This is a genomic window from Nostoc sp. T09, from assembly GCF_002154695.1.
Lineage (GTDB): Bacteria > Cyanobacteriota > Cyanobacteriia > Cyanobacteriales > Nostocaceae > Aulosira.
In genome coordinates this window covers 1-5,111 of sequence record NZ_MTAV01000140.1, presented here as the reverse complement: position 1 = coordinate 5,111, position 5,111 = coordinate 1, and the positions used below count along the sequence as shown (strand labels likewise).

The 5,111-nt window shown below is 40.9% G+C and carries 4 protein-coding genes; 2 read left to right on the top strand and 2 right to left on the bottom strand.

Annotation, left to right across the window (positions count from 1 at the left end; genetic code table 11):
* Positions 1-380 precede the first annotated feature (380 nt).
* The gene (locus tag BV372_RS25770; RefSeq protein WP_086689342.1) at positions 381-1,679 is read left to right on the top strand and encodes an acetyl ornithine aminotransferase family protein; all 1,299 of its coding nucleotides are present in this window, start codon (positions 381-383) and stop codon (positions 1,677-1,679) included.
* A 175-nt stretch (positions 1,680-1,854) separates the two neighbouring features.
* Here BV372_RS25770 and BV372_RS25765 read toward each other — a convergent pair whose 3' ends face one another.
* Both BV372_RS25765 and BV372_RS25760 read right to left on the bottom strand, forming a co-directional pair.
* Positions 1,855-2,835: a 50S ribosomal protein L11 methyltransferase gene (locus BV372_RS25765; protein WP_086689343.1), complete on the bottom strand. Its 981-nt coding sequence runs from the start codon at positions 2,833-2,835 to the stop codon at positions 1,855-1,857.
* A 55-nt stretch (positions 2,836-2,890) separates the two neighbouring features.
* Entirely contained in the window at positions 2,891-3,397 is a 507-nt protein-coding gene (locus tag BV372_RS25760) for a GNAT family N-acetyltransferase (protein ID WP_086689341.1), read from the bottom strand.
* Positions 3,398-3,936: 539 nt separating this feature from the next.
* Between BV372_RS25760 and BV372_RS25755 the strand changes: the two genes are divergently transcribed.
* Positions 3,937-4,890: a hypothetical protein gene (locus tag BV372_RS25755; protein WP_086689340.1), complete on the top strand. Its 954-nt coding sequence runs from the start codon at positions 3,937-3,939 to the stop codon at positions 4,888-4,890.
* Positions 4,891-5,111 lie beyond the last annotated feature (221 nt).

Sequence of the window (5,111 nt, the reverse complement as noted above, 5' to 3'; positions counted from 1 at the left end):
TTTGAAAAAAACTCAGTACAGTTTTATTCCTTCTTCCCTGTTCCCTGTTCCCTCCCTACGCAAATAATTTCTCCGAATCAAAACGGATTCCTATAGTGAAGTTATTGTTATGGTAAATTCAACGGACATGATATAAGATTGTCCGACACAGGGAGACAGGAAAGATTTTTTGGGAAATCTCTTGGTGTTATCCCGTCTATTTATATGATGCGTTGACCTCAACCTTTAACTTAGTAGAATTTTGCTGACTAGCTTATTTTTGGGCTTCTGCTTTACTGTATGCAGGTGAGTATAAATCTTTTACAAACAGAAACAAATGCTACTGCAATAGTTGAGGAGCTAGGCTTTTAATCAAACATTATCTTAAAAAAATCTAAAGTATGTTAAGTATCTCTGTGAATCTGGGTTTACCACGTGTGCCCAGCTTAGTAACTTCTTTACCTGGACCTCGCGCCCAAGCAATTATAGAACGCGATCGCGCTGTAACTTCTCCTTCCTACACTAGAGATTATCCCTTAGTCATAGCTAGGGGTGAAGGCTGTATGGTGGAAGACGTTGACGGTAATGTTTTCTTGGATATGACAGCAGGTATTGCTGTTACCAACACCGGACACGCCCACCCAGAAGTTGTCGCTGCAATTCAGGCCCAGTCAGCACAGCTACTACATATGTCGGGAACTGATTTTTATTATGAACCGATGGTAGAACTGGCGGAAAAATTAGCAGTTCGTGCCCCTTTTCCCCAAGGTGCTAGAGTATTTTTTACCAACTCCGGAGCAGAGTCCAACGAAGGCGCAATTAAACTAGCTCGATATTACACCAAGCGATCGCAGATTGTGGCATTTTTGGGCGCATTCCACGGACGCACTTATGGGGCAATGTCTTTGACTGGTTCTAAAGCAGTGCAGCGAGCCAATTTTGGTCCTTTCGTACCTGGGGTGACTCATATTCCCTACGGTACTCACGCTAGCTTGGATTACTTAGAAAAACAGCTATTCCCAACGATGTTACCACCAGATGAGGTAGCAGCAATTGTAGTCGAATCAATCCAAGGGGAAGGAGGTTACATCGTTCCAGAGGAAGGTTTTTTACAACGAATTCGCGATATATGCGATCGCTATGGCATTTTGATGGTAGTGGATGAAGTGCAATCTGGTATGGGGCGTACAGGTCGTTTATTTGCGATCGAGCATTGGGGCGTGATGCCAGATATTATTACCATAGCCAAAGGTATCGCCAGTGGTTTGCCTTTGGGTGCGATTCTCTCCCGACCTGAATTAATGACTTGGCCTCCTGGTGCCCACGCTACCACATTTGGCGGCAATCCAGTGGCTTGCGTTGCTGGTATTGCCACACTTCGGCTGTTGGAAGCGGGTTTGATAACCAATGCTTCCCAAATGGGAGAACTATTACAAGCCGGTCTGCGTCAATTACACGAGAGATTTTTTAGACTATCCTCACCGCGGGGTAAAGGTTTAATGGTAGCGGTGGATATATTGGATGAGGAAGGTAATCTCGATCGTCAGATGCGCGATCGCATAATTCAAGAAGCTTTCTTGCGGGGTTTGTTATTGCTTGGTTGTGGGAAAGCCGCAATTCGTTTTTGTCCACCTTTAATTATCGATAGCAACCAAATTCAAATTGCCCTAGATATTCTCGCGGATGTATTAAGTTCATAGACCACGCGGTAGGGGCACATCCACAATCTTCCGTATATACCAATACAGTTCAGATAAGCCTGTTTTTCTCTCTCTGTTCCCCGTTCCCTGTTCCCTGTTCCCTTGCCTTCACAGAAGAATTTTCTTAACTGAACCGTATTGCCGTATATACAATAATCTTACTGGTGCTGTGCCCCTACTTTGGATCTGTGGTTCGATACCCTGGAAACTGCTGTAAGCGATAGGCAAGTGCAACCCATTCATCTTGTCGCTCACAATCGGCAAACTCAAAACCAGCCTCTGTTAATGCTATAACCAAATCTTCCTCATGATCGTTAGTAAAACCAGCGGCAATCAGCAGTCCTCCATATACATCAGTCTGACGCAGCGCTTTTTGGTAATCAGCAGCTAAGGCAATATGTACTCTAGCTGGGATATTTGCAACGATCAGGTCAAATTGATTTTTAGCCTCAACTTTAGGCACATTATTGATAGAATCTCCGCCCAGCCAATGTCCGAAGTCGCTACCAGATCCCAGACTTCCTTCGGTGACTGTTACTTGCTGCTCTACTCCATTCAGACATACAGCGTCTTGAGTTGCTTGCACAGCAATAGTATCATTGTCCAAAGCTAAAACATTGCCTCCAAGTTTTGCGATCGCCACACTCAAAATACCTGAACCCGACCCCAAATCGAGAACATTTATTGCAGGGGTAATATGACGTTCCAGCAGTTTGAGGCTGAGTATAGTCGCTGGATGCAAACCGCTACCAAAGGCTAGGCTGGGTTTAAGTCTTAAGATGATTTCATTCGCTGCTTCAGAACTATATGGCATATCAGCAGAGAGGATAACGAACTTTTGCCCAATCCGGCGTACAAGGTGACTTGCTAATTCTGCATCTGCTGGTTTTTCTTCAACTATCGCCATCTGGAGAGCCGTAGAAATTCCTGTACGCTCCAACGGTGAGAGCAATTTAGCGATTTCTGACCCACGTTTATCTGCATGGACATCGTAGGGTAAGTATAAGCAGATGCTAAAAGCCCAATCGTCACCCAAACCTGATTCTGTGTATTTCTGGATATGAAGGTCACTAGTAAAGTTATTTTTTGCAAGTAAGCTACACACCCAATCAACCGCCTCATTTGTGGTATCGAGGCTCAACTGCATCCACGACATATTTACTTCCTTTAGGCGTAGCCACATAGATACAGGGCATTAGTCATTTGTTATTTCACCTTGTCTCCTCATCCCCAATTCGCAGCCCCATAATTACTAAATCACATTCAATACCATCAAGGTCTGCGATGTTAGGCAAATGTCCCCAAGGTTTAAACCCAAATGTTTCAAACAGCTTTAAACTGGGTTGATTATGGGCAAAAATGAACCCGATTAACGTCTTTAAACCCAAATTTGGACTTTGGTGAATTGCTTGCGCTAGGAGTTTTCGCCCTAAACCACATCTTTGAAAGTTTGGGGCAATGTAAATACTAATTTCGGCGGTTTTACTGTAGGCTGGTCGCCCATAAAAGGATTGAAAACTCAGCCAGCCAGCAACTACACCCTCTACTTCTACCACCCACAGCGGTCTTTGTGAAGGCGATCGCCCCCGAAACCAATTGAGGCGGCTTTCCACAGACACTGACTCTAAATCAGCAGTAGCCATGCGGGTAGGAATTGCAGCATTGTAAATTGCTACAATAGTAGGTAAGTCAACTTCAGTCGCATAGCGGATAGTCATTGCTGGCGTCTTCAGAGAAATGCTTACTAAAATATTTAAAAATAATACAGCGTTAGCGCCAGCAATTCTATAGGTTGAGGTAGTAATGGTTACGCTGGCTTCTCAATAACAGTCGCGATCGCTATCTCATTGTCGATTTATATATGATTAATAACTTGCTAACTCCTGAGTAATCCTCCTAAAGCAGCAGATATTTTTGTGTGATAGATAGCAGATAAATGTTTTTATCCAATTATTTATATATTCCTTTAGTCTAATTATGTAAATAGACTTCTTTTTTCTTGTAAAAAATTTGGTTTTTTGTGATTTTTACTACAAAAAATAAAACATAGATAATACTGAAAATACCTTTATTCCACGTCATATATAAGGTTACTTTTGTTTTCAGTTAAAGCATTTATGCAAAATTAAGTTAATCAAAATTCTTGTCAATTGTATTTACAACTGAAGGTAGAGGTTGATGAAATAAGGCATAGTTATGATCGAAGTAATTGAATTTATTAATTCCTAAAATCAGCAATATCTGATTTTGAACTACTATGTCTATTAATCTCATTCAAAAAGATAATGATGAAGTTGCTAAAACTGGGACTCAATCTCTAGAAATAGAACTGGCTCTTTTTATACTCAAACTCAAAAATGGTATTTGGCTGGCTGGTATTCCATCGTGGCTTTTTGGGATCACTGATAGAAGTTTAGCAGCGTTTGCGGATGGTTATCTCTCTACTCTGGAAGTGTTTCAGCTATTTACAGCCTCATTCTTCTTTTTGAGTTGGCTATATTTAAGACCTGAACATGATTTAGATAACAATGATGTAGACTCTACCTTGTATCAAGGATATCTATGTCCAACTCAATACAACAAGTTGGAGTTGAAAAAACGGCACATGATCAGTCAGGAATATATTTTACCTTTTCCTTACTTGTGCCAAATTTATCATTTGTTGAACTTAAAACATTTAGAAACCATTCACAAATTTAGTTTAAATAATTTGCGGGTGATTAATATCAGTCACTTCCAGCCAACAGCCATTGGTGGGATCATCAAATTTCAAACGATGTTAGATTCTCCACTTAATGCTTTAAGAATTTGGCGGCAACCGATTGTTGAGGTGGATTTAATCTTACATACTCCCTATACCGTTGAACTAAGTATCCCGGTCTATAATAACAAAAGAATAGTTGTAATGTTTTATGCCTTACCTTTAAATCACAGAGAGCATCAACTATTTATAGAAATCTACAGTGATTTAGAGTGGCCGAAACCAATACTGCAAGTCCTATTGCATTTTGCCTCTTGCTTAACTCTCTTTGAAGATTTACCTTATTTACGCAATCTCGGTGAGAAAAATATTGAGCGTTTATTCAATAAAAATTTAGCTTCCAATCATCAAACGATGTTGCTGTTTAAAAGATTTGTTGAGCTATATGGTTCAACTACAAAAGCACCCAAATTAATTGAAGGAAGTCATGAGATAGAGCACTCCTATTAATTTGTGAACTTAATCGTAGAGATACGCGTGAACCAGTGCGGTGAGTCCAGCACTGGTTCACGTGTATTTACAAGTCTGGTGACGGAACTCATCCGAAGGGTCTTAGAGGTTGTTTGAAAAGTGGTTTGTAGTGTTTTTAAGCACATTTAGATCCCCCCTACCCCCCTTAAAAAGCAGGGCTGTTTCATTCCACAAGGGTAAGAAGTTTGTCAATATCATGA